Raw genomic sequence first — 4,664 nt, 5'->3', positions numbered from 1 at the left:
GGAAAGTCCTGAAACGATCACTAAACCCCCTGGTCAGCACGTCACCCACCCAGTGATCACCAACAGATTTGTCACAGAAGGATGCGGCCCGCACCGCCGCAGTCGCCGCATGGGTCACTTACCTCAGCGCCCTGCTGGGGCGAACGACGGGTTCAGCCTCGTACGTCGGCCCAGACCAGTGTTCCCGGGAAATCGGTGTCCATATCGATGGCCCGCCACTCATCACCGTCGCCCATGACCGCGATCCACGGGGGCGGAGATGCCAGCGCGTTCCCTGTGACTTCGAGCGCGGCCGAGAGAGACACCCATCCCGGGCCTTCGTACCAGCGGTAGCCGGTCTCCTCGATGTCCCATGACCCGAGATGCCCTGTCTGGGTGTCGACGACGAGCTGCATCTCGCCCAGCGCGCCAATCGGCACGATCAAGCGGCTGTCGTGCGAGCCATAGCAATCGTCTTCCAGCCTGTACTTGAGCGTTCCTAGATGCTCTCGGGCGATATGCTCGACGCTGTGAAGCGCGAACGTGGCCGGGATGACATCGGTGAGTCCCGACCCGTCGTGCCGTAACAGCGATTGCTCGACATCCTCGGGAAGCCGCACGCCGAGCGCGCTGTAGAGGCCGTCCAGCGCGGAGCGGGTACACGGCCCCGGCAGAGGCTGTTCTTGCGGAGCGTACTGGTCAAGCCAGCGTTCGATCTTCTCCCACGACTCATCCACCGACACGCGGTTCCTCCGCTCGCAGACAGACCACTATGTGGTGCCGGTCTTGCCGCAGCGGGCGGGTCCGGCACCACCTAGGTAATCACCAGATGCGTGCTACGGGCACGGATTGGTCAATACTCCTGCCACGGGGCACTGTTGCTCTCGGCGCGGTGTACGCGTTTGCTTTTATGTCTCGTACTCGGGTAACCACAGTAGCCGCGGGTAGCCGCGTTGGGCCGGTTTGCCCATTCAGTGCCGGTGGCAGGCCGTCGGTCACCGACGTGCATGCCCCGGTATCTACTCGTGCTGCGGGACGCCCTTGCACACCATGTACCAGCACTCGAAACTGACCGTCGTGACGGGCGACTTCTCCACCGTCCCGTCCTGGTGCGTGTGCTCGTAGTGGACGTCGATGACCGTCGTTTTCGGCACTTGCCCTGCTATTGCATCAATGGCGTCCACTACGGGTGGGGTCCAGTCCTCGTTCTTACCGGCTCGTGCCGGGTAGGAGCGCTCCGGGCGGCCCTGCTCCTGGGCCACCAATGTCGTGTTCCCGGGGACGTCCTCGCCGTTGCTCCAGTAGATACCGGCCTTGTTGCCGTCATACGCGGCGTTGGCTGTGGCGCGGGGGGTCGGCAGCCTGAGGCTCTTCGCGCTGGCCTTGACGTAGCCGCCGTCGGTGAACACGTAGAAGTCCCGGTCAGCGCCGGGGACCGGGACCAGGCCCTGGACGTGGTCCTTTCCGGTCTCGGCGATGAGCTTCGGCCACCCGGCGGTGATACGCCGAGGAGCCACCATCTGCTCGTCCTTGAGGCCGCTGTCGAGGCGGATCGTGGTGAACCAGGAGCCGGAGAACACGTAGTACTCAAGTTTGTTGCCGGGTACCGCATGCACAGCATCCACCCGCCTGGCCCCGGACCTGGCGAACAGGCCGGTCAGGGAGGACCAGTTGTCCGGCAGGCTTCGCGGCTTCTCGTACCCGTCTACGACGGTGTCGTTGAGGTCGCCGTCAACGTGAATGCGGGTGTACTGGTCGCCGGAGAAGACATAGAGGTCCTTGTCAGCGCCGGGGACGGGCATGGCCGCATCGACGCGGCCGGTCTTCGACGCATCCAGCAGCGGCTCCAGTGACCGCCAGTTGCCCTTGACCGGAGCAGGCTTGTTGTTACCGGTGAGTGTCGCGGCGAGCTTCTTGCCGTCGGCCTTCTCGTCCAGGCGCATTCTCACGTACTGCCCGCCGGAGAACACCCAGTGCTCCCGGTCCGTCCCGGGGACGGGCATGACGGCGTCCACCTGGCCCGAGGCTCCCTGAGCGGTGAGCAGGCCAGCCAGTGCGGTGTCCCGCTGCGGCGCCGCGATATCGGTCATGCCCATTCCTATGAGGGCGTCCTCGACCTCGGCCGCTGTCACGCCGGGCGGAGTCTTCTCCAGCTTGGCGAGAGCCTCCTTCTGAAGGCCGTCCATCCGCTCCGCGCAGTTGACCGCGGCCGCGCCGACGAGGGCCCCGCACCAGTCATTGTTGTAAACCTTGTCGATGAAGTGCTGGTTGAACTCTTTCCCTTCCTTCTGCTCCCACGCGGCGTTCATGCCCTTGGCCAGCGACGTGGCCAGAGAAGAACGCAGCTGCTTGACGAACTCGCCCGTCAGAGCATCGGCCTTGGCATCGGCGTCAGCGAACCGCTCATGAGCGGACCACCTCTTCCTGCCGGTCTCGGCGGCCACCACCTCGCCCGAGCCGTCCGCGGTGCTCGCCGCGTGGGCCAGGCCCTTGACCGCGGCACGCTGCATCTCCGCCGCCTGCACAAGCCCGATCCCGGCCGCGACCGCCTCGGTCCCGCCCTCCTTGGCCAGCCACCCCTTCTTCGGGTCCTGCAGGTAGTTCAGCAACGTGTCATGCCACGCCTTGTCCCGCACATCCGGCACACGCTTGACGTTCTCATCCAGCTGCGCGCCGATATCACCCACGGTCTTCGCCAAGTGGTAGACCATCGCCACCGCGAACGCCGGCCCGGTGGCGGCCGACTCCACACCCGCCAGCTCCAGGCCCTCCATCAGCAGAGCGAAGCCATCGAACCCGGCCCCGGCGAAGTCCTGGTCCTGGACATCCACCCCCACCTGCAGCAGGCTGCCCACCACGGGCATCAGCGCAGTGATGGCGGCTGCCTTGTCCAGATCACTCGACTCACCCGAGAACGCCTGCGCGACCCCGGCCGCCCACAGCGCGGCACCGCCGGCATGGGCGACGTTGCTCCAGTTGAAGCGCTCGCCGCCGAGCTTGGCGCGCGTCTTGTCATAGGGCACGTAGAACGCCGACGGGTTCTTCACCACCGCATCGAGATCCTTCACCAGCCGGGCCTCCCCCACGTTCTCCAGCCCGGCCAGCTTCAGCTCCGTCAGCCGCTCGGCCTCGGCCCGCGCCTGCCCACGCACCTTCTCCCAGTCCACCTCCCCCAGGCACGAAGCCTGCCCGGACTTGGCACACAGCTCCTTCGCCCGCTCCCGCGCCCGGCCCGGCAGCTTCTCCGCCTCCGCAACCGCCTCCGCACGCGCCTCCTCCCGCGCCGCGGGGTCGTCCACCGGAGGGCCGCAGGGGTTGCTGCCGGACCCTGCGCTCAAGGAGAGGGCACGCGAGCCTCGGGGACCAGGGGCGTCTATCGCGCAGCTGTGCTGTACCCCTAGCCACTTCTCCTCGACCGTCGTGCGGGGAACGTTCTCGGTCTTCCCGTTGAGCGTGACGCGGATCGTCTCCTTCGGCTCATTGAGCTGCCGTGTGATGTCCTTCCACGCGTTGATGAGGTCCTGATGCGTCTTGGGGAGCTGCACTCCCTTCTCCCATGCTTTTGCCAGGGTCGACTCCACTGCTTTGAAGCGTGTGGCTTCAGATACCGTGACCGCCAGACGCACCACATCGGCATCGGCGATCTTCTTTCCGGCATCCACCTTGAAGTCATGAAGGTTTTCGACTGTCTGAGCCAGTGGGTACCTCCCGTATGTCGGCGCGCCGAGCCCTCCTAGCTGGGTGTAATTCTCCGGCAGCCCGGTTTTCTGCACTTTTGTGTGTGGTTTTGCGTTCTCGCTTTTGGCATACTTCTCCCACTTGCCGCGGAAAGGCTCGAGCGGAAAGATCTCCGTTCCGCTATTTGTCGTTCTCTCCCATGCTTCGAGGTACAGGTTTCCCTTGTTGATCAGCAGGGTGAGGGTCTTGCCGTCGGTGCGGAGCGCCAGAGCCAGATACTTCCCGTCCTGATTCGCGCCAAGGGCCGGGATGCCGTTGGCCGTACGCGGGGCGACACGGGCACGCAGCTCCTTCAGGAGCTGCCCGAACTTCGCCGCGTCCAGATCGTCGAGATCGATGCCGTCCGGGCGGAAACCGCGGTCGATTTCCGAGACCTGTTGCTCCGCAGAGACGGGCCCTGCCGCGAGATGTGCCGCAGCCAGCGCACGGGCGAAGTGTTCCCCGGCGCCGAGCTGCCGGGCAGGAGCCTGGGCGGTGCCGGTGCCAACGGCGAGGGCGGGCCCGGCGGCCAGCGGCACAACAAGCGCCGCCGCAGCCAGCACCGAAGCCACCGCCGTACGGCGGCCCCGCACGGGCCCGGCCTGGATGGCCGCGCGGCTGCGCCAGTGCACGAAGACGCCGCCCCCGCCGCCCTCCTCCAGGATCCGAGGCCCGGCCGTGCCGTCGCACCGGACTCTCTCCGCATCACGTGCCGCAAGGACGGCCGTGACAAGCGCGCCCACCAGCGGCACGCGCACCGGCCTCTTGAAAACTGCTCTCACTCTTCTTCTTTCCAACCTGCCACCCCGCTCGGTGGACGCCGGCCTCCCGAAGCACGCGGGGCGACGTCCACCGCGCGGCGGTGATGATCAATGCGGGATGCGTGACCGCAAGAAGGGCAGGAGGGCCGCCACGGGGACGCGGACGCCGCCCCCGGTGCAGGAGACGTCAACGTGGGGGGGGGGGGC

Annotated in this window: 2 protein-coding genes; both read right to left on the bottom strand. The window is 66.7% G+C overall.

Annotation, left to right across the window (positions count from 1 at the left end; translation table 11 throughout):
- Positions 1-152: 152 nt before the first annotated feature.
- Positions 153-722, bottom strand: a complete 570-nt coding sequence (locus AC4IJH_RS43030) for an SMI1/KNR4 family protein (protein ID WP_490857493.1) — start codon at positions 720-722, stop codon at positions 153-155.
- Positions 723-998: 276 nt separating this feature from the next.
- Positions 999-4,454, bottom strand: coding sequence for a ribosome-inactivating family protein (locus AC4IJH_RS43025; protein WP_490857492.1), 3,456 nt, complete (start codon positions 4,452-4,454; stop codon positions 999-1,001).
- Positions 4,455-4,664 lie beyond the last annotated feature (210 nt).

It is taken from the genome of Streptomyces sp. UF-297, from assembly GCF_058245575.1.
Note: the sequence above shows the minus strand (reverse complement) of the source record. Positions and strands in the feature narration are given on the sequence as shown.